The sequence below is a fragment of the Pseudomonas sp. NPDC087615 genome (assembly GCF_044743445.1).
GTDB classification, from domain to species: Bacteria; Pseudomonadota; Gammaproteobacteria; order Pseudomonadales; family Pseudomonadaceae; genus Aquipseudomonas; species Aquipseudomonas baetica_A.
The window spans coordinates 45,078-70,127 of sequence record NZ_JBIUWM010000027.1; the positions used below are offsets into that span (position 1 = coordinate 45,078).

At 60.2% G+C, this 25,050-nt stretch carries 18 protein-coding genes and 2 pseudogenes; 14 read left to right on the plus strand and 6 right to left on the minus strand.

The window, feature by feature from the left end; genetic code table 11:
* Window positions 1–35 precede the first annotated feature (35 nt).
* From ACIOU6_RS15265 to edd, 5 genes are all read right to left on the minus strand, one after another.
* Window positions 36–1,295, minus strand: coding sequence for an AGE family epimerase/isomerase (locus ACIOU6_RS15265; RefSeq protein WP_401137537.1), 1,260 nt, complete (start codon window positions 1,293–1,295; stop codon window positions 36–38).
* 227 nt (window positions 1,296–1,522) lie between these two features.
* Window positions 1,523–2,992, minus strand: coding sequence for an ATP-binding protein (locus ACIOU6_RS15270; protein ID WP_221730716.1), 1,470 nt, complete (start codon window positions 2,990–2,992; stop codon window positions 1,523–1,525).
* Entirely contained in the window at window positions 2,982–3,713 is a 732-nt protein-coding gene (locus ACIOU6_RS15275; protein ID WP_221730715.1) for a response regulator, read from the minus strand. The genes ACIOU6_RS15270 and ACIOU6_RS15275 overlap by 11 nt, the downstream gene beginning before the upstream one ends.
* Window positions 3,714–3,892: 179 nt before the next feature.
* The gene (locus ACIOU6_RS15280) at window positions 3,893–4,852 is read right to left on the minus strand and encodes a glucokinase (protein ID WP_401137540.1); all 960 of its coding nucleotides are present in this window, start codon (window positions 4,850–4,852) and stop codon (window positions 3,893–3,895) included.
* A complete protein-coding gene (gene edd / locus ACIOU6_RS15285; RefSeq protein ID WP_401137543.1) occupies window positions 4,849–6,675 on the minus strand; it encodes a phosphogluconate dehydratase in 1,827 nt (608 codons plus the stop codon). Before edd ends, ACIOU6_RS15280 begins: the two co-directional genes overlap by 4 nt.
* A gap of 220 nt (window positions 6,676–6,895) precedes the next feature.
* On the opposite strand from edd, the gene gap reads away from it, so the two are divergent.
* From gap to ACIOU6_RS15330, 9 genes and pseudogenes are all read left to right on the plus strand, one after another.
* On the plus strand, window positions 6,896–7,897 hold the full coding sequence (gene gap / locus ACIOU6_RS15290) for a type I glyceraldehyde-3-phosphate dehydrogenase (protein ID WP_339430952.1): 1,002 nt from the start codon (window positions 6,896–6,898) through the stop codon (window positions 7,895–7,897).
* Window positions 7,898–8,088: 191 nt separating this feature from the next.
* A complete protein-coding gene (locus tag ACIOU6_RS15295; protein WP_221730711.1) occupies window positions 8,089–8,607 on the plus strand; it encodes an RNA polymerase sigma factor in 519 nt (172 codons plus the stop codon).
* Between the two features lie 124 nt (window positions 8,608–8,731).
* On the plus strand, window positions 8,732–9,697 hold the full coding sequence (locus ACIOU6_RS15300) for a FecR family protein (protein WP_401137547.1): 966 nt from the start codon (window positions 8,732–8,734) through the stop codon (window positions 9,695–9,697).
* Between the two features lie 122 nt (window positions 9,698–9,819).
* On the plus strand, window positions 9,820–12,405 hold the full coding sequence (locus ACIOU6_RS15305; protein WP_401137550.1) for a TonB-dependent receptor: 2,586 nt from the start codon (window positions 9,820–9,822) through the stop codon (window positions 12,403–12,405).
* A gap of 110 nt (window positions 12,406–12,515) precedes the next feature.
* Window positions 12,516–13,112: a biliverdin-producing heme oxygenase gene (locus ACIOU6_RS15310; RefSeq protein WP_401137553.1), complete on the plus strand. Its 597-nt coding sequence runs from the start codon at window positions 12,516–12,518 to the stop codon at window positions 13,110–13,112.
* Between the two features lie 157 nt (window positions 13,113–13,269).
* Entirely contained in the window at window positions 13,270–13,665 is a 396-nt protein-coding gene (locus ACIOU6_RS15315; protein ID WP_401137556.1) for a YbaN family protein, read from the plus strand.
* Between the two features lie 460 nt (window positions 13,666–14,125).
* Window positions 14,126–15,085 (plus strand): annotated as a pseudogene (locus ACIOU6_RS15320) (chemotaxis protein); the annotation flags it as partial.
* 375 nt (window positions 15,086–15,460) lie between these two features.
* Window positions 15,461–15,991: pseudogene (locus ACIOU6_RS15325) on the plus strand (methyl-accepting chemotaxis protein); the annotation flags it as partial.
* A 191-nt stretch (window positions 15,992–16,182) separates the two neighbouring features.
* Window positions 16,183–17,529 carry a CoA transferase gene (locus ACIOU6_RS15330; RefSeq protein ID WP_401137558.1) on the plus strand — a complete coding sequence of 449 codons (1,347 nt, stop codon included), beginning with the start codon at window positions 16,183–16,185 and terminating at the stop codon, window positions 17,527–17,529.
* A 152-nt stretch (window positions 17,530–17,681) separates the two neighbouring features.
* On the opposite strand, the gene arcD (ACIOU6_RS15335) is transcribed toward ACIOU6_RS15330, so the two are convergent.
* Window positions 17,682–19,109: an arginine-ornithine antiporter gene (arcD, locus tag ACIOU6_RS15335; RefSeq protein WP_401137560.1), complete on the minus strand. Its 1,428-nt coding sequence runs from the start codon at window positions 19,107–19,109 to the stop codon at window positions 17,682–17,684.
* 447 nt (window positions 19,110–19,556) lie between these two features.
* On the opposite strand from arcD (ACIOU6_RS15335), the gene arcD (ACIOU6_RS15340) reads away from it, so the two are divergent.
* The 5 genes from arcD (ACIOU6_RS15340) (at window position 19,557) to ACIOU6_RS15360 (ending at window position 24,945) form a co-directional block, all read left to right on the plus strand.
* A complete protein-coding gene (gene arcD, locus ACIOU6_RS15340; RefSeq protein WP_339495393.1) occupies window positions 19,557–20,984 on the plus strand; it encodes an arginine-ornithine antiporter in 1,428 nt (475 codons plus the stop codon).
* Between the two features lie 35 nt (window positions 20,985–21,019).
* On the plus strand, window positions 21,020–22,276 hold the full coding sequence (arcA, locus tag ACIOU6_RS15345; RefSeq protein WP_401137563.1) for an arginine deiminase: 1,257 nt from the start codon (window positions 21,020–21,022) through the stop codon (window positions 22,274–22,276).
* A 112-nt stretch (window positions 22,277–22,388) separates the two neighbouring features.
* Window positions 22,389–23,399, plus strand: a complete 1,011-nt coding sequence (locus ACIOU6_RS15350) for an ornithine carbamoyltransferase (protein WP_221730701.1) — start codon at window positions 22,389–22,391, stop codon at window positions 23,397–23,399.
* A 191-nt stretch (window positions 23,400–23,590) separates the two neighbouring features.
* Window positions 23,591–24,520: a carbamate kinase gene (gene arcC / locus ACIOU6_RS15355; protein ID WP_401137567.1), complete on the plus strand. Its 930-nt coding sequence runs from the start codon at window positions 23,591–23,593 to the stop codon at window positions 24,518–24,520.
* Window positions 24,521–24,582: 62 nt separating this feature from the next.
* Entirely contained in the window at window positions 24,583–24,945 is a 363-nt protein-coding gene (locus ACIOU6_RS15360; protein ID WP_221730699.1) for a DUF5064 family protein, read from the plus strand.
* The last annotated feature ends 105 nt before the right edge of the window (window positions 24,946–25,050 follow it).

Sequence of the window (25,050 nt, forward strand, 5' to 3'; positions counted from 1 at the left end):
GACGCGCGAATGTCACGACATGGTTACATGACTGATTACATAGCAGCGCTCTGGGACAACTGCGCCAGCGCACTCGCCATACTCGGCGACAAGGGTAGACGAGGGATCAGTACGGCTTGCCAAGCGTGATACAGATCGGGTTTGCCCGGCCAGATATCGGCACTTGGGCGGTTCTGTGAGTCGAGTTCGTGGTGCCAACTGCCGTTGCAGCGGTCAATGAAATGGCTTTCACAAAAATCCCAAAAAAGCCGATACCAGGTTTCGTATTGCGCCTCGCCCGTGCGTTTGAGCAAGGCACTGGCCGCGGCGCTGGCTTCGGCATGCGTCCAGTGCAGGCGATGGCGGACCACGGCTTTGTTGTCCCAGTCGAGGGTGTAAACAATGCCCGGCGCACCATCGACATCCCAACCGTGACGGCAGTTGTTTTCGAACAGTTTCTGCGCGTCGGTCGCCAGCCAGCCGGGTGTGAGCATACCAGCCTGCACCCGCGCGGCCTCAAGATGCAGCAGCAGCCGCGCCCACTCAAAACCGTGGCCTGGAGTGGTGCCGTAAGGGCGAAAACCGTCGGCACGATTGTCTTGGTTGTACTCGCGCAGCGGTTGCCAGTCGCGGTCAAAGTGCTCGATGACCATGTAGCCATTGGCGCCAGCATGGCCGTGGATCACGCGTTCAACGATGCGCTGGGCGCGCACCAGCCAGCGCGGATCTTCCGTGACGTCGGCCAGCGCGAGGAAAGCTTCGGTGGCGTGCATGTTGCTGTTGGCGCCGCGATAGGCTTCTTCTTCGCTCCAGTCGCGATTGAAGCATTCGCGTATGGCGCCCTCTTCTTCACTCCAGAAATACGTGTCGATGATGTCGATCGCGTCATCGAGTAAAGCTTGCGCGCCGGGGCGCTGCGCGACCACCGCAGAACTCGCCGCCAGGGCGACGAAGGCGTGCAGATAAGCGTTCTTGCCCGTGTTGCCATCGCGGTGTTCGGCGACCGCGAACCAGCCACCGTGCAGCGCGTCGCGCAACGGCCCGCGCAGGGCCGCGATGCCGTGATCGACCAGCTCGGCGAACCCTGGCAGGCCCTGAATATGGGCCATGGCGAAACTGTGAGTCATGCGTGCGGTGTTCATGGTTTCGGCCTGCGCGTTCGCAGGCAACTGGCCGCGCTCGTCGAGATTGCCAAAACCTTCGGGCAGTTTTGCCGCCTTGGCAAAATCCAGCAGGCGCAGGCCTTCGGCGGCGAGCCATTGCTGATGGGCAGGGGCGTTCAGCCAACTGCTGAAGCCTGGGTGAAAGAGATCCATGGGTGGCCTTTTTTGTTGTTATGACGGCGGGCAGTCTAAACAACGGGCCGGGGCGGGCTTGTAACGAAGGGGACAGGTTTTGTCACCAACCTGTGACATGGATATTGATGTTGAATGGGCCGACGCCTTCGCTAGCAAGCCCGCTCCCACAGGGGACCGCGTTTCTCCAGATGAAATACAGTCACCTGTGTGCGGGCTTGCTCGCGAAGAACGATAACGCGGTCTATCTAGTCGGCACTGCGTGGCAATTGCAACGTCACCCGCAACCCACCCTCACGCAAATTCTGCAACGTCACCTCACCGCCATGGCTATGGGCGATGTTGCGCGCAATCCCCAAGCCCAATCCGTAACCCTGCTGCTGCCCCGCCAAGCGAAAGTGCGGCTCGAACACCTGCTCCAGGCGCTGCTGCGGCACGCCCGGCCCTTCATCGTCGACGTGCAGGACAAACGCATGCTCGTCGTCATCGATGTGCAGATGCGCGTTCTGTCCGTACTTCAACGCGTTGTCGATCAGGTTGCCGATGCAACGCTTGAGCGCCAACGGTTTTCCCGGATACGCCGCCAGCGCTCGTCCGTTCTGGGTCACGCGGCCATTGCCGTTCGGTGCCAGATACGGCTCCACCAGACAATCGAGCACATGATTGAGATCCACCGGTTCGATGTTCTCGTGGATGTCGGTGTCTTTCACGCATTGCAATGCGCCTTTGACCAGCAACTCCAGCTCATCGAGATCGCGACCGAACTTGGCTTGCAACTGTTCGTCTTCCAGCAACTCGACGCGCAAACGCAGGCGGGTGATCGGTGTGCGCAGGTCATGTGAAATCGCGCTGAACAACTGGCTGCGCTCGGTCAGGTAACGGCTGATGCGCTCGCGCATGGCGTTGAACGCACGGCCTACCTCGACCACTTCGCTGCCGCCGCCCTCGGCCACCGGTTCGACATCGGCGCCCAGCGACATCTCCCGCGCGGCCCGCGCCAGGCGCTTGAGCGGCCGGCTCTGCCAATGCACCAGCAAACCGATGAACAACAGCAGAAAACCGCTGGTGAGGACGATGAACCACACTTGCTGCGAGGGCAGGCCTTGCTCTTCAAGGCTGGTGTAGGGCTCGGGCAGCAGGGAGGCGATGTACAGCCACTCGCCCGGCGCCATTTGAATTTGGGTGACCAGCACGGGCGGATTGACCGGTTCCAGCGTCAGCGCGTAATGCGCCCAGGAGCGCGGCAACTCATCGAGTTTCAACCCGGCGTTGAAAATCCGCAGATCCTCGGGGCTGACGAAACTCACGGAAATGTCGGTGTCCTGCCCCAACGACTGACGCAGCACTTCATCCACCGCTTTCATCACGGCGGCTTTACGCGGTGTGACCGGCAGCACGTCCATGCCCAGCGGTTTGTCGTTGAGCGTCACGACAAAACGGGTACCGCCCATGCTGCGCAACTGGTCGAGCACCAGCGGCCGATACGCCACCGGCAGCGAACGGAAATAACTGACGCTGGCCGTCATCGAATGCGCCAGGCTGCGCGCGCTGGTGACCAGCCCTTCCAGTTGTGTGGCGCGCAGTTGAGACACCCAGATCACACTCGACAAGGTCTGGGCGAACAGCATCGCCAGAAGCGTCAGCAACAACATCCGCCCCAACAGCGAACGCGGCACCGGCGCTCTGGCTGCGAGCTTGCGCAGGGACTCAGTGACCATTGCCGGCAACCACATTGGCTGCCAATTGGTAGCCGCTGCCACGCACCGTGCGGATCAGTCGCGGCGGTTTTTCCGTGTCGCGCAGGCGTTGGCGCAAACGGCTGACCGCCATGTCGACGATACGATCGAGGGGCATCAGATCACGGCCACGGGTGGCGTTGCCGATGGTGTCGCGGTCGAGGATTTCCTGGGGGTGATCGAGGAACAGTTTGAGCAAGGCGAAATCGGCGCCGGAGAGAATCACTTCCTCGCCGTCGGTGTGGAACAGCCGATGACTGACCATGTCCAGCCGCCATTCATCGAAGGCCAGCACTTCACTGCCGCTGCGCTCCTGACCGAATTGCGCACGACGCAGCAAGGCTTTGATCCGTGCTTGCAGCTCACGAGGGCTGAACGGTTTGCCGAGGTAATCGTCGGCACCGAGTTCCAGACCGATCACTCGATCAGCCTCATCGGAACTGGCGGTGAGCATGATGATCGGCACCTGCGCCTGACGCGGATGCTGGCGCACCCAGCGGCACAGGCTGAAACCGTCCTCATCGGGCAGCATGACATCGAGGATCACCAGATCGCTCGGTGCCTCGTTCAAGGCCTGACGAAAACTGGCGCCATCGGCTGTGGCCCGAACCTGAAACCCGGCGCGGGTCAGGTAGGTGTCCAGCAACTCGCGTATCTCCTGGTCGTCATCGACCAACAAAATCGACTTGTTGACTGAGCTCACTTCGAAGGCATCCTTGTTGTTGGTATTGAGGCGGATTATGCCTTAAGCATCGAACGTACAAACACCACAGAACCACTGTGGCAGCGGGCTTGCTCGCGAATCGGTTTTAACATTCAACACATCTGTTGACTGACACACCGCTTTCGCGAGCAGGCTCGCTCCCACAATTGGATTGCATTTCAGGTCGGGATGGATTGATCGAGGGCTACGCCGGCGCCAACAAGCCCCGAATACGGCGCTGTCACCAGCCACACCGGAATGCCCTTGAAGTAATCACTCATGCAGCCCTTGTCGGCAAAGCTGCGGGCGAAACCGCTTTCGACAAAGAAATCGGCAAAGCGTGGAATCACGCCGCCAACAATGAATACCCCGCCTCGCGCGCCCGTGGTCAACACGTTGTTGCCGGCCACACGACCGAGCCAGCAACAGAACTGCTCCAGTACTTGCAGGGCAATCGGGTCACCCGCCAATCCCGCAGCGGTGATCGCTTCCGGCGTGTCGAGTGTTGGCTCATGCCCGTCGACCGCGCAGATCGCCCGGTACACCCGAGGCAAACCGCCGCCGCTCAATGCGGTTTCCGCGCTGACGTGGCCGATCTCGTTATGGATGTGCTGCCACAGCTGGGTTTCGCGCGGACTGCTCAGAGGCAGATCGACGTGCCCTCCCTCGCCCGGCAACGCGGCAAAACGACCGTCACCGAGATCGAGCAAGGTGCCGACGCCAAGGCCTGTGCCTGGGCCGATCACCACGGCCGGACGCAACGGCTCAGGCGCGCCTTCGCACACCACACGAAATTCGCCGGGCTGCAAACGGGTCATGCCCAACGCCATCGCCGAGAAGTCGTTGATCAGCAACAACTGCTCAACTTGCAACGTCAGGCAAAACGCCTGGCGGCTCAGGCGCCAGTGGTTGTTGGTGAACTTGAATTCATCGCCACTGACGGGGCCGGCCACCGACAGGCACACCGAACCGATGTCCCCCGGCGCCAGACCGAGCCCGCTCAGATACAGGCTGATCGCCTCCTCCGGGCTGGCGTAGTCGGCCGTGGCCAGCACTTGAATCGATGCCAGTTGCTGGTTTTTCCACAACGCGAACCGCGCGTTGGTGCCTCCGATGTCACCGACCAAAGCCAGTTTCAATTAAGCGTCTCCAGGGCAGAAGTGAAGGCGCTGGCGCCCTGCTCCGCCGAGCTGAAGGCCATACGCATGAAGCCAAACAGTTCGCGACCGCTGCCGATGTTGTTGCCCAACAGGCCTTTGGCGGGTTCGCGCGCGGCAAATTCTTCGGCGTCCACTTTGAGTTCCAAAGTACCTTTGACGCCATCGACGCGGATGATATCGCCCTCTTGCACCCGCGCCAAAGCCCCACCGACATAAGCCTCAGGACTGACGTGAATCGCCGCCGGGATTTTCCCCGAGGCGCCGGACATGCGCCCGTCGGTCACCAGCGCGACTTTGAAGCCGCGATCCTGCAGCACGCCAAGGAACGGCGTCATCTTGTGCAGCTCCGGCATGCCGTTGGAACGCGGCCCCTGGAAGCGCATCACCGCGACAAAATCCTTCTCCAGCAAACCGGCCTTGAACGCGTCGGCCAGATCCTGCTGATCCTGGAACACCATCGCCGGAGCTTCGACGATCTGGTTTTCCAACGCCACGGCGGACACCTTCATCACGCCGCGTCCGAGGTTGCCTTCCATCACCCGCAGACCACCCTCAGAGGAGAAGGCACGGGCAACGGGACGCAGAATATTTTCGTCGAGGCTTTCGATCGGGCCTTCGCGCCAGACCAGTTCGCCGTTATCAAGGAACGGTTCTTTGGTGTACTGGCTCAAGCCGTGGCCGAGCACGGTGTTGACGTCTTCGTGCAGCAGCCCGGCTTCGAGCAGTTCACGGATCAGGAACGACATGCCGCCCGCCGCCTGAAAGTGGTTGATGTCGGCTTTGCCGTTCGGATACACGTGGCTGAGGGTTGGCACGACTTCGGAGAGGTCGGCCATGTCTTGCCAGGTCAATTGAATGCCCGCCGCCATGGCGATGGCCGGCATGTGCAGGGTGTGGTTGGTCGAGCCGCCGGTGGCGTGCAGGGCGACGATCGAGTTGACCAGTGACTTTTCGTCGACGATTTCGCCGATCGGCATGAAGTTGCCGTTCTGTTTGGTCAGGCGCGTGACTTGATGCGCGGCCTCGCGGGTCAGGGCATCACGCAGTGGCGTGTTCGGGTTGACGAAGGAGGCGCCCGGCAGGTGCAGGCCCATGACTTCCATCAGCAACTGGTTGGTGTTGGCCGTGCCGTAGAAGGTGCAGGTACCCGGGCTGTGGTAGGACTTCATTTCCGATTCCAGCAGCTCTTCGCGGGTCGCCTTGCCTTCGGCGTACTTCTGGCGCACGTCGGCTTTTTCCTTGTTGGAAATCCCCGAAACCATCGGCCCGCCCGGTACGAAAATCGTCGGCAGATGGCCGAAGCGCAGCGAGCCCATCATCAGGCCCGGCACGATCTTGTCGCAGATGCCAAGCATCAGCGCGCCGTCGAACATGTTGTGAGACAACGCCACCGCCGTTGACAGGGCAATCACTTCGCGGCTCGGCAGGCTCAATTCCATGCCCGGTTCGCCTTGGGTCACGCCGTCGCACATCGCCGGAGTACCGCCGGCGAACTGGCCGACCGAACCGATTTCGCGCAGGGCATTTTTGATTTGTTCCGGGAACACTTCGTAAGGCTGGTGCGCCGAGAGCATGTCGTTGTACGAAGAAACAATGGCGATATTCGCCGAGTTCATCATCCGCAGGCTGTGCTTGTCTTCGCTGCCGCACCCGGCCACGCCGTGGGCGAAGTTGGCGCATTGCAGCTTGCCGCGCATCGGCCCGTCAGTCGCGGCGCCGTGAATCAGTGCAAGGTAAGCCTGACGCGTGGCGCGGCTGCGGGCGATAAGCCGTTCGGTGACCTCAAGGACGCGGGGATGCATGTGTAGAACTCCAGGCTAACGGATGTGGCGACCTGATTGTCTATGCTGATCAAACACCGTTGTTGTTGGAATGACAGACGGTGTTTTTGATCATTCGGACCAGTTGATTCAGGTCACTCGTTGTAGATAAAACAAAATATTGCCACTAAAAAGGCTTGTTTTCTATTTTTATGCGAATAATCTTGTAATTCCAACAACAAAACGACGGCGGCGCTGTTTCATGACTCTTCGAATCGCAATCAATGGTTTTGGCCGCATCGGCCGTAATGTCCTGCGCGCACTGTATACCCAAGGCTACCGACAGGATTTGCAGATCGTCGCCATCAACGATCTGGGCGACAGCTCGATCAACGCGCATCTGCTCAAATACGACACCGTTCATGGCACGTTCGACGCCGAAGTGGCGCATGACAACGAAAGCCTGACCGTCAACGGCGACCGCATTGCCGTCAGTGCCATTCGCAACCCGGCCGAACTGCCATGGGCTGCGGAAAAAATTGACGTGGTGTTCGAATGCACCGGTCTCTTTACCGACCGTGCCAAAGCCGCCGCGCATATTACTGCCGGCGCGCGCAAAGTCATCATCTCGGCCCCGGCCAAAGGCGCCGACGCCACCGTGGTTTATGGTGTCAACCACGACATTTTGCGCCAGTCGCACCAGATCATCTCCAACGCTTCGTGCACCACCAACTGCCTGGCGCCTGTGGCGCAGGTGTTGCACCGCGAACTGGGGATCGAAAGCGGCCTGATGACCACTATTCACGCCTACACCAACGATCAGAACCTGACCGACGTCTATCACACCGACCCTTACCGCGCGCGCTCGGCCACGCAGAACATGATCCCGAGCAAAACCGGCGCCGCTGAAGCGGTGGGCCTGGTGCTGCCGGAACTGGCCGGCAAACTGACCGGCATGGCTGTGCGTGTACCGGTGATCAATGTGTCGCTGGTGGACCTGACCGTGCAGTTGAAGAAAGAAGCCAGCGCCGAGGAAGTCAACGCGTTGCTCAAGGCTGCCAGCCAGCACTCGAAAATTCTCGGCTACAACACCTTGCCGCTGGTTTCCAGCGACTTCAACCACAACCCGCTGTCGTCGATCTTCGACGCCAACCACACCAAATCCAGCGGCAAACTGCTGAAGGTGCTGGCCTGGTATGACAACGAGTGGGGCTTCTCCAACCGCATGCTGGATAACTGCCTGGCGTTGTGCAACGCGGAGTAAGCCGCACTCCCCATGTGGGAGCGGGCTTGCTCGCGAAAGCGGTGGTTCAATCAATAGATGAGTCACCTGACACGACGCCTTCGCGAGCAAGCCCGCTCCCACAGGTTGGCGATTTCAATCTGAAATCAAGGCTTGACCATTCGACTGGATGATAAGCATTATCATTCGCCTCAAATGGATCAGGTCCTCCCGTGAGTCAATCGCGCTTCAACCATGTCTTCCTCACCCAGCGCACTTCGTTGCTGCGCACGCTGGAACGGATGGTCAACAATCACAGCACCGCTGAAGACCTGTTGCAGGAAACCTACCTGCGCGTGACGCGGGCGCTGAGCGAGCGGGCCATCGACCACCTCGAACCCTTTGTCTTCCAGACCGCACGCAATCTGGCGCTGGATCATCTGCGTGCGCGCAAGATTCATTCACGCACCATGGTCGATGACGTGCCGCAGGACGTCGTGCACAGCATCGCCGCCCCTGCCAGCAGCGCCGAAGACGCCGCCCACGCCGAACAATTGCTCGAACGCTTGAACGTGAGTCTCAGTCAACTGAGCACCCGTCAGCAGCAGATTTTCATCCTCAGCCGTCTGCACGGGCACAGCTATCAGGCAATCGCCGACGAACTGAATGTCTCTTTAAGCACCGTGCAAAAAGAATTGAAACTGATCATGACCATCTGCATTGGCGTCGCTGAACGCTTGAATGGCGACTGAGGCTGTAGGCTCTTTCCGTAAGCGCCAGGTTCGACTGCACTAAGCTTTGTGCTTTGTTACCCTTGCCCGACTTTTACGCTTCACTAAAAAAACAGCCGTGCGCAGACACTGCCGAGGAAACACCGTGACGGACACCCACCGCTCGCCTTCGCCGGAATCGGCGCGGGACGCTGCAAACGCAATGGACCAGGCACTGGACTGGCTCATCGTGCTAGGCAGCCCGGACGAGGAACAGACCCGGCAATTTCATGCCTGGCTGGCGGCCGATCCGTTGAATGCCGAGGCGTTTGCCAAGGCCCAAGCGATCTGGGATGGCCCGCAAATCGCTCAGTGCGCGCAAACCCTGGCGGCGGCGCCTGCGAAAGTCAGCGTCCTCAGCCGTCTGCGTCCACACTGGAAACCACTGGCCACCGCTGCGGTATTGCTGCTCGGTTTGTTCAGTTTCAGCAATGTGCCGCTGCGCATCCAGGCTGACCACCTGACCGTGGTCGGCGAGCGTCAGCGTCTGCAACTGGAGGACGGCTCGAAAGTCCTGCTCAACACCAATTCGGCGTTCTCCAGCACCATCAACGATCAACTGCGCGTCGCGCGGTTGTACCAGGGCGAGGCGTTTTTCGAGATTGCCGGCAACCGCAAGCAACCGCTGGAAATCGACGCTGGCCCGGTCAAGGCCAGCGTGCATGACACCGCATTCGCGGTGCGTTATCTGGACGGCGTGGCGCAGGTCAACGTGCAACGCGGCGATGTCGATTTGCGCGCTACGCATAACGATGCCCGGGTGCGTCTGTCTGCCGGAGAAAGTATTCGCATCGGCCCCAACGGCTTCGACCGCCCGGCCAAACTTGACGCCTCGACCGATCTGGCCTGGGTGCAAGGCCGACTGGTGTTCGAGAACTGCCCGTTGAATCAGGTGCTGGCCGAACTGCGCCGCTACTATCCGGGCTGGATCATCAACACCAACGAGCAGTTGGCTGATGTCGCCGTGACTGGCAATTACCGCCTCGATCAGCCACTGGACGTGGTGCGTTCCCTCGCTCACATCACCTCGGCGCGCCTGCAGGAATTCCCGGCGCTGGTGATCCTGAACTAAATGAGAATTATTTTTACTCGATAGCCAAAGCGCGTTCGTCTAGTTATAGCCAATGCAATTGATTCGCATCTTCGGACGCCAATCAGCACCTATAAAGATTCGTGCGACACGGAGCGCTATCGATGTCCTCTCGCCTTACCCGCCAGACTGCTTCCTCTTCCCGCGTGTTGTCGCTGCTGACCGCTGCCATCCTCATGGCCGGTACCGCACCGCTCATGGCTGCCACCGAGCAACCGACACGCAACATGGGTGATTACTCGTTCTCGATTGGCCAGCAACCGCTGGTGTCGGCACTGAATGCCTTCACCGCCGTCACGGGTTGGCAGGTCGGCCTGTCGGCAGAATTGGCTCAGGGCGTGTCGTCACCGGGCGTGCGTGGCTCGCTGCCGCCGGAAACAGCCCTGGAGCGCCTGTTGGTGGGGACCAACCTGAGCGTTCGCACATTGAGCAAAAACAACGTCGTGCTGCAGATGCGCCGTAACAGCGGCGCACTGAATCTGGATCAAGTGACCATCAGCGCCACCCGTCAGGAACAATCGGTCAACAGCGTGCCGGCCACCGTCAGTGTGCATACCCGTGAAGAACTGGATCACAACAACGTCAACACCCTCAAGGATCTGGTGCGCTATGAGCCGGGCGTCTCCGTCGGCGGCGCCGGCCAGCGAGGCGGCATCAGCGGTTACAACATCCGCGGCATCGATGGCGACCGCATCCTGACTCAGGTTGACGGTGTCGAAGTACCGGACGGGTTCTTCAACGGCCCGTACGCCAAGACCCAACGCAACTACGTCGACCCGGAAATCGTCAAACGCGTCGAGATCCTCCGTGGCCCGGCCTCGGTGCTGTACGGCAGCAACGCCATCGGCGGCGCGGTCAGCTATTACACCCTCGATGCGGACGACATCATCAAGCCCGGCAAAGACGTCGGCGCCCGCCTTAAAACCGGTTACAGCTCGGCCGATGAGAGCTGGTTGAAGTCCGCCACCGTCGCCGGCCGTGCCGATCAGTTCGACGGTTTGCTGCATTACAGCCAGCGTGACGGCCATGAAACCGATGCCTACGGCAGCAACCACGGCACAGGCCTTGAGCGCACCGCCGCCAACCCGGAAGACGTCAAGGCAAGCAACGTACTGGCCAAGATCGGCTGGAACTACAACGAAGATTCGCGCTTGGGCCTGACCTACGAAAAGTACAAGGACGATCGCGACACCGATCAGAAAAGCGCCTACGGCGGCCCGTACTTCAACGGCGCCCCGACCATCCCCAACAACATGCTGCCCGGCGGCATGTACCAGTGGCGCACCGGCAACGACACGATCACCCGCGAGCGTTTCGGTATCGAACACAGCTTCGCCCTCGACAGCCTGCTGGCCGACAACGTGAAGTGGAGCCTGAACCACCAGATCGCCAAGACTGACCAGCGCACCGAAGAGTATTACTACCCGATGACCCGCAAAGTGCTGCGTACTCGCGACACGATCTACGAGGAAAAACAGTGGGTGTTCGATGCGCAACTGGACAAGGCTTTCGCCATCGGTGAGACCGATCACGTCCTGACCTACGGCACCACCATCAAGCAACAGAAAGTCACCGGCTCACGCAGCGGCGACGGCAAGTGCCTGGCCGTGGGGCGTGGCTGCAGCGCAATCGGCGCGACCAGTGCCGCTGACGTATTGAAGAAGGCCAGCGACTTCCCGGACCCGACCATCAACACCTACAGCGTGTTTGCTCAGGATCAGATCAGCTGGAACGACTGGACCTTCCTGCCGGGCCTGCGCTACGACTACACCGAACTCAAGCCGCACATCACCGAGCAATTCCTCAATACCGTAAACGCCGATCGCCAGGGTACGGTCAGCGACAAGAACAAGACCTGGCATAAGGTCTCGCCCAAATTCGGCCTGACCTACGCCTTTAACGAGCACTACACCTGGTACGGTCAGTACGCCGAGGGCTTGCGCACGCCCACCGCGAAAGCGCTGTACGGTCGCTTCGAGAACAACACCACCGGTTACACCGTGGCGCCGAATCCGGGCCTTGAGCCGGAAAAAAGCAAAAGCTATGAAACCGGTCTGCGCGGCCATTTCGAATCCGGCTCGTTCGACGTGGCGGTGTTCTACAACAAGTACCGCGACTTCATTAATGAAGACGCGGTCAAGCCGGGCGACGACGCGTTGACCTTCCAGAGCAACAACATCAAGCACGCGACCATCAAGGGGGCGGAAGTCAAAGGTCGTCTGAACCTGGATGCTTTCGGTGCGCCACAAGGCCTGTACACCCAGGGCTCGATTGCCTACGCCTACGGTCGCAACAACGACAACGGCGAACCGCTCAACAGCGTCAACCCGCTGACCGGCGTGCTCGGTCTGGGTTATGACCAGGACCACTACGGCGCCCTGCTGAGCTGGACCGTGGTGAAGAAAAAAGATCGTGTCGACGACAGCAACTTCAAATCGCCGGATGGCGTCAGCAGCCAGTTCAAGTCGCCGGGCTTCGGCATTCTGGATCTCGCCGGGCACTACAAAATCACCGACGACGTCACCGTCAGCGGCGGCATTTACAACCTGACCGACAAGCAATACTGGCTGTGGGATGACGTGCGCGGTTACGACAGCGTCGGCGAAGCCTCGGTGACGCAACCGGCCAACCTTGATCGACTGACCCAACCGGGCCGCAACTTCGCGATCAATCTGATCTGGGACATCTGACCCGGCCGACCTCACGGCGTGTGTTCATGAACCGCGCCGTGACTTTTTTTACGCTCAGGCACTGGCCCGTTCGTCTCGTTATCAAGCGCCTCTTCTATCAAGGACACCCCATGACCCCTACGGGAAAAGCCCTGCGTTCGCAACGCCTGAACCAGATCACTCACGCGCCGCACACCAAGCTCGACGCGCTGGTCAAAGCCCACGCACCGTTCGAAACCCGCGCCAACTTCGCCCGGTTTGTCGTTGCGCAGTACCTGTTCCAGTCGGAACTGGTTGAGCTGTACAACGATGCCGAACTGACCGCGATCATTGCTGACTTGCCAGCCCGGTGCCGCGCCGAAGCGGCCAAGGCTGACCTGGCGGATCTGCACACCGACGTGCCGGCCCCAGTGGCCCGCGCGCTGAAAAATCCGAGCAAGGCCCGCGCCCTGGGCTGGCTCTTCGTCTCCGAAGGTTCCAAACTCGGCGCGGCGTTTTTGATCAAACGCGCCGTGGCGCTGGAATTGAGCGAAACCTTTGGTGCCCGTCACTTGGGTGAACCGCAAGGTGGACGCGCCGAAGGCTGGAAGCGTTTCGTCAAAACCCTAGACTCATTGGTGTTCACCGCTGAGGAAGAGGCCGACGTTGAGCAAGGCGCAATCGACGCCTTTAACCGCTTCACCGTGCTGCTGGAACGAGCTTATGCGACTGAAGCAGAAATGGCCTGACACTTCCCTTCTGAGAGCGGGCTTGCTCGCGAATGCGGTCTGACATTCAAAGAATGGGGTGGCTGACACTGCGCCTTCGCGAGCAAGCCCGCTCCCACAGGGAATTGCATAAGCCTGTAAGATCCCGATCCAGCTTCATAAACCACGCGCTGAGCCCATGCCGCAACCCGCCTCCTCCAAACTCGCCCGCCTGCTGTTCGGCCTCTTGGCCTATATCAGCCTCGGCATCGGCCTGATCGCCATCGTCGTGCCCGGCCTGCCGACCACCGAGTTCATCCTGCTCGCGGCCTGGGCAGCGACCCGCAGTTCGCCGCGTCTGAGTGCCTGGCTGGAAAACCATCGGCTGTTCGGACCGATCCTGAGCAACTGGCGCAACGGCAAGATCATTGCGCGCAAGGCCAAGGTCAGCGCCACGATCAGCATGCTGCTGTGTGCGACGTTGATGCTGGTGCTGCTCGATCACGGCTGGCCGGTCTATCTGGCAATTGCCGGGATGAGCCTGGGCAACCTGTGGATCTGGTCGCGACCGGAAACCACCCCGTCACCACGCTGAAACTTCCCTGTAATCAAGCCTTTTTTCGACACATTCTCCTGCGCAAACGTTTAACGACGACCGTTCGTCGGCACTGCCCTCATGCGCCCCCGCCTCACGCCGATGTGCATTGAATGGCGCTGAATGGATTTGGCGAACAGGGTCACTCCCGACGTGGCCAACCGCTCATTCATTCGCGAGAACGCCCATGTTCGACTCTCTTTCCATTCGCCTGAAAATTGTCCTGCTCTCTGGTTTGTGCCTGCTCGGTGTGGTCGCGCTGATCGTCGGCATGAACATCTACCAGACCAACCAGAACGACAAACTGGTCAGCCACTCCAGCAGCAAGATGCTCACCGCCAGCGTAGAGAATCTGCTGCAAGCCAAAGCCGCCGAGCAAGCGGTGCGGGTGCAGAAAACCTTCGGCGAAAGTCTGACCGTGATCACGGCGCTGGCCGACCAGATCAAGGACATGCGCGTGATGGCCGCCAAGCGTTCGCTGGAGGCTGGCGCGCTGCGTGAAGAGTTGAACCAGAGCCTGAAAACAGCCTTCGAGCGCAACGACAAAGTGCTCGGCATCTGGCTGGCATTCGAACCCAACGCGCTGGACGGCAAGGACAGCGAGTTCGCCAATGACGCCGCCCGTCAATCCAACGAAGCCGGACGTTTTGCCAGTTACTGGAGCCGCGCCGCCGGCTCGGCGCTGAACACGGTCATGGTCGAAGAAGACATGACCAAAACCACGTTGAGTGTCAGCGGTACGCCGTACAACAGTTGGTACACCTGCCCTCGCGACAACAAGCGAACCTGCCTGCTCGACCCGTATGCCGATACTGTCGGCGGCAAGGAAATGCTCATGACGACCATTTCCGTGCCCTTGATCGTCGACGGCAAAGCCATCGGCGTGGTTGGCGTCGACATCGCCCTCAACGCCCTGCAGGCCGCCGCAGTGGACTCCCAGCGTGACTTGTTCAACAACGCCGGGCACATGTTGATCGTCTCGGGCAGCGGTGTGCTGGGGGCCGACAGTGCCGACGCCACCAAGGTCGGCAAGACGATCACCGACACCCTCGGTGCCGATGGCAAGGACGTGCTGCAACTGATCGGCAGCGGCACACCGAAAATTCTCGAACAGGGCGACCTGATCCGTGCGGTGTATCCGGTCGATCCGATCGGCAACTCCCGGGCCTGGGGCGTGGTCATTGACCTGCCGAAACAAGTGTTGCTGGCCGACGCGGTCAAGCTGCAAGCAGTGCTGGATGAGGCGCACACAACCGGCATGATCACAGCGCTGTTAGTGGCGGTGGTGGCCGGCGTAATCGGCCTGCTGCTGATCTGGCTCACCGCTTCGGGCGTTACCCGCCCGATCAACAGCGTCGCCCAGATGCTGAAAAACATTGCCAGCGGCGAAGGCGATCTGACTCAACGTCTGGACTACACCAAGAAGGATGAACTGGGCGAGCTGGTGAACTGGTTCAACCGTTTCCTCGACAAACTGCAACCGACCATCGCCCAGATCAAGCAGAGCATCACCGAAGCCCGTGGCACCGCTGATCAGTCCTCGGAAATTGCCCGCCAGACCAGTGAAGGCATGCAGGTGCAGTTCCGCGAAATCGACCAGGTCGCCACCGCGTCCAACGAAATGAGCGCCACCGCCCACGATGTTGCCAACAGTGCCTCGAACGCGGCCAATGCTGCGAAAGGAGCCGACCAGTCGGCGAAGGAAGGTATGTCGATCATCGAACGCAGCACCCGCGATATCAGCCAACTGGCCGACGAAGTCAGCAAAGCGGTGACCGAAGTCGAGGAGCTGGCGGTCAACAGCGAGCAGATCGGCTCGGTGCTGGAAGTGATCCGCAGCATCGCCGAACAGACCAACCTGCTGGCCCTCAACGCGGCCATCGAAGCGGCCCGCGCCGGTGAGAGCGGTCGCGGCTTTGCGGTGGTGGCAGACGAGGTGCGCAACCTGGCCAAACGTACCCAGGACTCGGTGGAAGAAATTCGCGTGGTCATCGAACGTATCCAGACCGGCACCCGTGGCGTGGTCGCGACCATGCACTCAAGCCAGACCCAGGCGCACAACAACGCTGGGCAGATTCGTCAGGCTGTGGATGCACTGGGCAAGATCAGCGATGCGGTGACCGTGATCAGCGACATGAACCTGCAAATCGCCAGCGCCGCCGAACAGCAAAGCGCCGTGGCCGAAGAGGTCAATCGCAACGTCTCGGCGATCCGTACGGTGACTGAAACCTTGACCGAGCAAGCCACTGAATCGGCGGCAATCAGCAGCCAGCTCAATGCCCTGGCCAGTCAGCAGATGAAGTTGATGGATCAGTTCCGCGTCTGAAAATCAGCACTGCCCGCTGTGGGAGCGGGCTGGCCCGCGAAGGCGTCGGCACATTCAACATCATCGTTGACTGATAGACCGCTTTCGCGAGCAAGCCCGCTCTCACAGGGTCAGCGTTCATCCGTCAGCACTTTCATCTGACCAGACAACGTTTTGCACTATCATCGCCCTCTCGCTCCGGAGGGCCTTTGATGACTGATTTACTCACGTCCATTCAAGCCGCACTCGGCTTGCCGCACACGCCGATTGCGTTCACCGCCAGTGGCGCCCTGCCCTCGGCGTTCGCCGTGACCGACCTGGCCTGCGCCAGCATTGCCGTTGCCGGACAAGCCATCGGCGAATTGCTCAAACAACAGACGGGCCGTTTGCCGGCCGTTGAAGTCGACCGCCGATTAGCCTCGTTCTGGTTCGCCACCTCGCTGCGCCCGATTGGCTGGCAAGTGCCGCCGCTGTGGGACCCCGTCGCCGGTGACTACGCCACCCAGGACGGCTGGATTCGCCTGCACACCAACGCCCCGCATCATCGTGCTGCCGCTGAAAACGTGCTGGGTATCTGTGCCGATCGTGCAGCGATGGCTGCAAAAGTCGCGCAATGGACCAGCCAGGATCTGGAGCAAGCAGTCGTTGACGCCAAGGGCTGTGCCGCGCAGATGCGCAACTGGGCGCAGTGGCAACAGCATCCGCAAGGGTTGGCGGTGAATGCCGAGCCGCTCGTCCATTTCATCTGCGATCAGCACCCATGCGGCAAAACCTGGCAGGGCTCGGTGGCGCAACCGTTGGCCGGGATCAAGGTTCTGGACCTGACCCGCGTACTCGCCGGCCCGACCGCCAGCCGTTTTCTCGCCGGTCTCGGCGCCGATGTACTGCGTATTGATCCGCCCACCTGGGGCGAACCCGGCGTGGTGCCGGAGGTGACGCTCGGCAAGCGCTGCGCGCGTCTGGATCTAAAGGTGCCGGTGGATCGTGCGGTGTTCGAGACGTTATTGCAGGACGCCGACATTCTGTTGCACGGCTACCGCGCCGATGCGCTGGAGAACCTTGGTTTTGGCGTTGAGCGGCGGCGGCAACTGGCGCCGGGGTTGATCGACGTCGGCCTCAATGCCTATGGCTGGAGCGGCCCGTGGCACAACCGCCGCGGCTTTGACAGCCTGGTGCAAATGAGCAGCGGCATCGCCGAGGCCGGACAGCGCTGGCAGCACGCAGACAAACCGACACCTTTACCGGTGCAGGCGCTGGATCACGCCACCGGGTATCTGATGGCGGCGAGTGCGATCACTTTGCTCACCGAACGCTTGCACAGCGGTCGAAGTGGATCGGCACGGTTGTCGCTGGCGCGCACGGCGAAGCTGTTGATCGAGCATGGACGGGGCACCGATGAAGCGCTACGCGCCGAAGATGATCAGGATAAGGGCCTGCTCGTTGAACAGACCCCGTGGGGGCCGGCGCATCGCGTGCAAGTGCCGGTAAAGATCAGCGGGACGCCGCTGCAGTGGGCGTTGCCGGCCACCGAACTGGGGTCGCATCAAGCGCAGTGGTGATGAGCTTTCGGGCCCCTTCGCGAGCAAGCCCGCGCCCACATTTGACCGAGTTTCTTCTGACGGAACGCGACTGAATGTCGGAGCGGGCTTGCTCGCGAAGACGGCCGCACCGACACCTGCGATTCAGGGTCAATCCGTGCGGCTCGTCAACCTCACAACGACAGCACCCCGCTGTACAAACCGTAAGCCGCTAGCCCCGCGCCAATGATCACGCAGGTGAAAATCCCCTTCTCGACAGGGGTGAACAGCGGCTCGCCCTGTTCATGCTTGGCCTTGGCAAACAGGATCACCCCCGGCGCATACAACAGCGCCGACAGCAGCAGATATTTCACCCCGCCGGCGTACAACAACCACACCGCATAACACAGGGCGATGCCGCCGATCAGCAGGTCCTTGGTGCGCTCGGCCGAGGCGTGTTCGTAGGTTTCGCCGCGTCCGCTCAACAGCACGGCGTAGGCGGCCGACCACAGGTACGGCACCAGAATCATCGACGACGCCAGATAAATCAGACGGGTGTAAGTGCCGGCCGAAAACAACGTGATCAACAGAAAAATCTGGATCATCACGTTGGTCAGCCACAACGCATTGACCGGTACATGGTTGGCGTTTTCCTTTTTCAGGAACGCCGGCATGGTCTTGTCCCGGGCCGTGGCGAAAAGAATTTCGGCACAGAGCAACGCCCACGACAGCAATGCGCCAAGCAACGAGACCGCCAGGCCAATGCTGATCAGCAACGCGCCCCACGGCCCGACGATGTGTTCCAGCACCGCCGCCAGTGACGGGTTCTGCAGGGTCGCCAGTTCCGGCTGGCTCATGATCCCCAGTGACAACACGTTGACCAGCACCAACAGCGCCAGCACACCGATGAAACCGATCACCGTGGCACGGCCAACGTCACTGCGTTTCTGCGCCCGCGCCGAGTACACGCTGGCGCCCTCGATGCCGATGAACACGAACACCGTCACCAGCATCATGTTGCGCACCTGATCCATCACCCCACCAAAACTCGGGTTGCTGTGGCCCCAGATATCACGGGTGAAGATGTCAGCCTTGAACGCCAGGGCGGCGATGACGATGAACATGATCAGCGGCACAATCTTGGCCACCGTGGTCACCTGATTGATGAACGTCGCCTCCTTGATCCCGCGCAGCACCAGAAAATGCACGGCCCACAGCAGCACCGACGCGCAGCCGATAGCGATGGGCGTGTTGCCTTGGCCGAACACCGGAAAGAAGTAGCCGAGGGTGCTGAACAGCAGAACGAAATAACCGACGTTGCCCAGCCACGCACTGATCCAGTAACCCCATGCCGAGGAAAACCCCATGTAGTCGCCAAATCCGGCCTTGGCATAGGCATAAACACCTGAGTCCAGTTCGGGCTTGCGATTGGCCAGGGTCTGGAACACGAACGCCAGGGTCAACATGCCGATCGCGGTGATCCCCCATCCGATCAGAATTGCCCCGGCATCGGCGTGCGCCGCCATGTTCTGCGGCAGGGAAAAAATTCCCCCGCCAATCATCGAACCCACCACCAGGGCGATCAACGCACCCAGTTGCAGCTTTTGCGTCGGTTGCGACATTTCAATCTTCCTTTTCCCGGGTCGACGGTGGCCGCTCATTTATCACATAGTCACTATTTAACTAAACGGATAAAGCGTAATTACGTTTATTGAATAACACCGATTAACGCCTTTTATAAATAGCCAATAACGCTAACGCCAAAAACGGACAGGCACTTTCTTCGCGCGGGTCCTGATTATTTTATTCTGTACTGAAAACAGAGGCCGATATTTGCCAAACCCTGAAAAAGAACTAGCTTGATAGTTCCAAAGGAAAAGGGGCCATTCCCAATCATATTGAGCGAAAGCCTCTGAAACGGGACTTTCCGGCGAAAGCTTTATGCCATCAGTCATTTCATAAGTCATTCATTAACAATGAAATGTGACCATCAACTGATCCACGTCAGCTGTTTGAACAGATAACAGAAGTACGCTGTGATCTCTTCTCTCCTGCAATGGAGTCATGCAATGTCTGAAACTCCCGGAAAACTACGATTAGGCGCACTGGTTGCCTTGGTAGTCGGATCAATGATCGGTGGCGGGATATTCTCTTTGCCACAAAACATGGCCGCCAGCGCCGACGTCGGTGCCGTGCTGATCGGTTGGGCCATTACCGCTGTCGGCATGCTCACCCTCGCTTTTGTTTTCCAAACCCTCGCCAATCGCAAGCCTGACCTGGACGGTGGCGTGTACGCCTACGCCAAGGCCGGATTCGGTGATTACATGGGGTTCTCGTCGGCCTGGGGTTACTGGATCAGCGCTTGGCTGGGTAACGTCGGCTACTTTGTTTTGCTGTTCAGCACGCTCGGGTACTTTTTTCCGGTGTTCGGCGAGGGGAATACCGTCGCCGCGGTGATCGGCGCGTCCGTGCTGCTGTGGGCGGTGCACTTTCTGGTGCTGCGCGGGATCAAGGAAGCGGCGTTCATCAACCTGGTGACCACCGTCGCCAAGGTGGTGCCACTGCTGCTGTTTGTATTGATCGCCGTCTTCGCGTTCAAACTGGACATCTTCACCGCTGACATTTGGGGCGTGAAAAACCCTGATCTGGGCAGCGTGATGAACCAGGTGCGCAACATGATGCTGGTCACCGTGTGGGTGTTCATCGGCATCGAAGGCGCGAGCATCTTCTCGGCACGGGCGGAAAAACGTTCCGACGTCGGTAAGGCCACCGTGATCGGCTTCATCACCGTGCTGCTGTTTCTGGTGCTGGTGAACGTGCTGTCGCTGGGCATCATGACTCAGCCGGAACTGGCCAAACTGCAGAACCCGTCGATGGCCGCCGTGCTTGAACATGTGGTCGGTCACTGGGGTGCAGTGCTGATCAGCGTCGGTCTGATCATCTCGCTGCTGGGGGCGCTGCTGTCGTGGGTGCTGCTGTGCGCAGAGATCATGTTCGCCGCCGCCAAAGACCACACCATGCCGGCGTTCCTGCGCAAGGAGAACGCCAACCACGTCCCGGTCAACGCCTTGTGGCTGACCAACGCGATGGTGCAGGTTTTCCTGATCATCACCCTGTTCTCGGCCAGCACTTACCTGTCGCTGATCTACCTCGCCACGTCGATGATTCTGGTGCCCTACCTGTGGTCGGCGGCGTATGCCCTGCTGCTGGCGGTGCGCGGCGAAACCTACCAAGGCTTCGCCGCCGAACGGCGCAAGGATCTGATCATCGGCGCGATCGCCGTGATCTATGCGGTCTGGCTGCTGTATGCCGGCGGGATCAAGTACCTGCTGCTCTCGGCCCTGCTCTACGCCCCGGGCGCGATCCTGTTCGCCAAGGCCAAACTGGAACTCAAACAACCTGTTTTCACGAACGTCGAGAAGCTGATTTTCGCCGCTGTGGTCGTCGGTGCCCTGGTGGCAGCCTACGGCTTGTATGACGGCTTCCTGACTCTGTAGCACCTGATTGATTTGTTATCTGGAGGATCACTGAAATGACCACGGAAAAAGTTAAGTACGGCGTCCATTCCGAAGCCGGCAAACTGCGCAAAGTCATGGTTTGCTCCCCAGGTCTGGCCCATCAGCGGCTGACCCCGAACAACTGCGATGAACTGCTGTTCGACGACGTGCTGTGGGTCGCCCAGGCCAAACGCGACCACTTCGACTTCGTCACCAAGATGCGTGAACGCGAGATCGACGTACTGGAAATGCACAACCTGCTGACCGATATCGTCGCCATCCCTGAGGCACTGGACTGGATTCTCGATCGCAAGGTCACCGCCGATTCGGTGGGCCTGGGCCTGATCAGCGAAGTGAAGTCCTGGCTGCGCAGCCTCGAACCACGGCACATTGCCCAATACCTGATCGGCGGCGTCTCCGCTGATGACCTGCCGGACAGCTTCGGTGGCAAGACCATTCAGATGTTCCGCGACTTCCTCGGCCACTCCAGCTTCATTCTGCCGCCGCTGCCCAACACCCAGTTCACCCGCGACACCACGTGCTGGATCTACGGCGGCGTGACGCTGAACCCGATGTACTGGCCGGCGCGTCGTCAGGAAACCCTGCTGGCCACCGCCATCTACAAATTCCACCCGCAATTCACCAACGCCGATTTCGAGATCTGGTACGGCGACCCGGACAAGGATCACGGCAGCGCCACCCTGGAAGGCGGCGACGTCATGCCGATCGGTAACGGCGTCGTCCTGATCGGCATGGGTGAGCGCTCATCGCGCCAAGCAATCGGCCAACTGGCGCTGAACCTGTTCAAAAACAAAGCCGTGGAGAAAGTCATCGTGGCCGGCCTGCCGAAGTCCCGCGCAGCGATGCACCTGGACACCGTGTTCAGCTTCTGCGACCGCGACCTGGTGACGATATTCCCGGAAGTGGTCAACCAGATCGTGGCGTTCACTCTGCGCCCTGACGAAAGCAAACAGGGCGGCATCGATATCCGCCGCGAAGAATCGAGCTTCCTCGACACCGTGGCCAAAGCCCTCAACCTCAAAGCGCTGCGCGTAGTGGAAACCGGTGGCAACAGCTTCGCCGCCGAACGCGAGCAATGGGATGACGGCAACAACGTGGTAGCGGTGGAACCGGGCGTGGTCATCGGCTACGACCGCAACACCTACACCAACACCCTGCTGCGCAAGGCGGGCGTTGAGGTCATCACCATCAGCGCCGGGGAACTGGGCCGTGGTCGTGGCGGCGGCCACTGCATGACCTGCCCGATCATCCGCGACCCGATCGACTATTAATTTTTTGACTAATGACGACCCGACGCTGTGAACGCGTAGCGAGCGCAGGAAAGACAAGGCGAAGGCGCACAGCCTGCAGTCGCTTTCACAGTGTCGGGCAAGGAGATCCATCATGGCTTTTAATATGCGCAACCGCAGCTTGCTGAGTTTGATGCACCACACCACTCGCGAGATCAACTACCTGATCGACCTGTCCCGCGACCTCAAACGTGCCAAGTACACCGGCACCGAGCGTCCACACCTGCAAGGCAAGAACATCGCGCTGATCTTCGAAAAAACCTCGACCCGCACCCGCTGCGCATTCGAAGTCGCGGCCCACGACCAGGGTGCCCACGTCACCTACATCGATCCGGTGTCGTCGCAGATCGGCCACAAAGAGAGCATGAAAGACACCGCACGTGTTCTCGGTCGGATGTTCGACGCCATCGAATACCGTGGCTTTGAGCAGGAAATCGTCGAAGAGCTGGCCAAGTTTGCCGGAGTGCCGGTGTTCAATGGTTTGACCGCTGAATTCCACCCGACGCAAATGATCGCCGACGCGCTGACCATGCGCGAACACAGCGACAAGCCGATGCACGACATCAGTTACGCCTACCTCGGCGACGCCCGCTACAACATGGGTAATTCGCTGTTGATGATCGGCGCCAAGCTTGGCATGGACGTGCGCATCGCCGCGCCGAAAGCGCTGTGGCCGCACGCTGACTTCATCGCCCAGTGCATGGCGTTCGCCGAAGAAAGCGGCGCACGCATCACCATCACCGAAGACCCGAAAGAAGCGGTCAAGGGCGTCGACTTCATCCACACCGACATCTGGGTGTCGATGGGTGAGCCGGTGGACGCCTGGGACGAGCGCATCGAGCAACTGCTGCCGTACCAGGTCAACCCCCAAATGATGAAAGCCTCCGGCAACCCGCGCGTGAAATTCATGCACTGCCTGCCGGCGTTTCACAACAGCGAAACCAAGGTCGGTAAAGACATCGCCGCGCGCTATCCGCACCTGGCCAATGGCGTTGAAGTGACCGAAGACGTCTTCGAATCGCCGGCCAACATCGCCTTCGAGCAAGCGGAAAACCGCATGCACACCATCAAAGCGATTCTGGTGTCGACGCTGGCTGATCTCTAAGACCCGACCCGCTCTCACTGAAAAAACCGGCTGTAAATGTGGGAGCGGGCTTGCTCGCGAAGGGGCGATATCAGGTGACATTGATGGAGCCTGACACACCGCCTTCGGGAGCAATCCCCCTCCCACAAGGGCCCGGTTCCGACAGCAAGATCGAGTCGTTTGCCATTCCTCTGTTTTAGAAGGACTGCACCATGCGTATCGTCGTAGCGTTGGGCGGTAACGCCCTGCTTCGCCGTGGTGAGCCGATGACCGCTGACAATCAGCGCGCCAACATCCGCGTCGCCACCGAACAAATCGCCAGGATCCATCCCGGCAATCAACTGGTCATCGCCCACGGCAATGGCCCGCAAGTCGGCCTGCTGTCGTTGCAAGCGGCGGCCTATACCTCCGTCAGCCCGTACCCGCTGGACGTGCTCGGTGCCGAAACCGAAGGCATGATCGGCTACATCATCGAACAGGAGCTCGGCAATCTGCTGGACTTCGAAGTGCCGTTCGCCACCCTGCTGACCCAAGTCGAAGTCGACGCCAACGACCCGGCGTTCCAGAACCCGAGCAAACCCATCGGCCCGGTTTACGACAAGGCTGAAGCGGAAAAACTCGCCGCTGAAAAAGGCTGGGCGATTGCGCCGGACGGCGATAAATACCGCCGTGTGGTGGCCAGTCCTCGGCCCAAACGCATCTTCGAGATCCGCCCGATCAAGTGGCTGCTGGACAAGGGCAGCATCGTGATCTGCGCCGGTGGCGGCGGCATCCCGACCCTGTACGACGAACACCGCAAACTCAAGGGCATCGAGGCGGTGATCGACAAGGATCTATGCTCCTCGCTGTTGGCCGAACAACTGGACGCGGATTTGCTGGTGATCGCCACCGACGTCAATGCCACGTTCATCGACTTCGGCAAACCCAGCCAGAAAGCCATCGCCCAAGCGCATCCGGACGAACTGGAGCGCCTCGGGTTTGCCGCCGGCTCCATGGGGCCGAAGGTACAGGCAGCCTGCGAATTCGCCCGCCATACTGGCAAGGTCGCCGTGATCGGCTCGCTGGCGGACATCGAAGCGATTGTCCAGGGCAATGCGGGTACGCGAGTCAGCACAGCGAAACCCGGTATCACTTATCGATAATCAGAAACTCCGGGGGCAGGCGTAAGGTCTGCCCTTCTCCCATGCCTTGAAAGGAGAGATCCATGGCCCAGTTTGTACCCGGTCATCTGCACATCGAACGGCACGCGCTGAACAAGGACGATGTCAGCTACGACCTATGCCTTGACTACGAAGTGTTCACCGATCCCAAAGAGGGCAAAGGAATGCAGTTCACGATGCACGGCAGCATTCAGGGCAAGGACATGAAAGAGACGTTCTTCCTGCCCAAGGATCAGGCCTACAACTTCGCCAGAGACGTGACCAGAATTGCCGAGAAGTACGGGATTCCCAAGACGCATGCCAGCATTGGCTCGGTGCACAAGCACTACGACGCGATGTTTGAAGATGTGCGGGTGCAGTTGAATATGAAATCCGGGGACCCGGTGAAGCCCGAACACCTCGAATAACCCGGCGTCCCTGTGGGAGAGAGCTCGCTCGCGACGACGTCGTGTCCGGCGATATCAATGTGGCTGAGCCACGGCATTCGCAAGCAGGCTCGCTCCCACAGGGCA

Coding starts and splice junctions, on each gene's coding strand:
- edd (WP_401137543.1), bottom strand. CDS start 6,675: ATGCATCCCCGCGTCCTTGAGGTCACCGAACGGCTTATCGCCCGCAGC.
- gap (WP_339430952.1), top strand. CDS start 6,896: ATGACTCTTCGAATCGCAATCAATGGTTTTGGCCGCATCGGCCGTAAT.
- ACIOU6_RS15350 (WP_221730701.1), top strand. CDS start 22,389: ATGGCTTTTAATATGCGCAACCGCAGCTTGCTGAGTTTGATGCACCAC.
- arcC (WP_401137567.1), top strand. CDS start 23,591: ATGCGTATCGTCGTAGCGTTGGGCGGTAACGCCCTGCTTCGCCGTGGT.
- ACIOU6_RS15305 (WP_401137550.1), top strand. CDS start 9,820: ATGTCCTCTCGCCTTACCCGCCAGACTGCTTCCTCTTCCCGCGTGTTG.
- arcD (WP_339495393.1), top strand. CDS start 19,557: ATGTCTGAAACTCCCGGAAAACTACGATTAGGCGCACTGGTTGCCTTG.
- ACIOU6_RS15265 (WP_401137537.1), bottom strand. CDS start 1,295: ATGGATCTCTTTCACCCAGGCTTCAGCAGTTGGCTGAACGCCCCTGCC.
- ACIOU6_RS15270 (WP_221730716.1), bottom strand. CDS start 2,992: ATGGTCACTGAGTCCCTGCGCAAGCTCGCAGCCAGAGCGCCGGTGCCG.
- ACIOU6_RS15310 (WP_401137553.1), top strand. CDS start 12,516: ATGACCCCTACGGGAAAAGCCCTGCGTTCGCAACGCCTGAACCAGATC.
- arcD (WP_401137560.1), bottom strand. CDS start 19,109: ATGTCGCAACCGACGCAAAAGCTGCAACTGGGTGCGTTGATCGCCCTG.
- ACIOU6_RS15330 (WP_401137558.1), top strand. CDS start 16,183: ATGACTGATTTACTCACGTCCATTCAAGCCGCACTCGGCTTGCCGCAC.
- ACIOU6_RS15315 (WP_401137556.1), top strand. CDS start 13,270: ATGCCGCAACCCGCCTCCTCCAAACTCGCCCGCCTGCTGTTCGGCCTC.
- ACIOU6_RS15360 (WP_221730699.1), top strand. CDS start 24,583: ATGGCCCAGTTTGTACCCGGTCATCTGCACATCGAACGGCACGCGCTG.
- arcA (WP_401137563.1), top strand. CDS start 21,020: ATGACCACGGAAAAAGTTAAGTACGGCGTCCATTCCGAAGCCGGCAAA.